The organism is Citrobacter sp. Cf132 (genome assembly GCF_030333885.1).
Classification (GTDB): Bacteria; Pseudomonadota; Gammaproteobacteria; order Enterobacterales; family Enterobacteriaceae; genus Citrobacter; species Citrobacter freundii.
Genome location: NZ_JAOWFA010000021.1, coordinates 1 through 265, shown reverse-complemented (window position 1 = coordinate 265; position 265 = coordinate 1). Strand labels below are relative to the sequence as shown.

General features: G+C 54.0%; 1 tRNA gene. It reads right to left on the bottom strand.

Annotated features, from left to right (window positions below):
* Positions 1-9: 9 nt before the first annotated feature.
* Positions 10-85: transfer RNA gene (locus tag OGV85_RS00530), tRNA-Ala, on the bottom strand.
* Between the last annotated feature and the right edge of the window lie 180 nt (positions 86-265).

Genomic DNA, 265 nt, shown 5'->3' with positions numbered 1-265 from the left:
CAGTAAAGATGGTGGAGCTATGCGGGATCGAACCGCAGACCTCCTGCGTGCAAGGCAGGCGCTCTCCCAGCTGAGCTATAGCCCCATCGTAGTTATCTCATTCACCTTAATTCCTGCTGAGACAAGGCGTGGAGCGGCGAAGCATACTGAAGTATGCGAGTCGTTTCACAACGCGGTATCAGAAAGAATTTGGTAGGCCTGAGTGGACTTGAACCACCGACCTCACCCTTATCAGGGGTGCGCTCTAACCACCTGAGCTACAAGC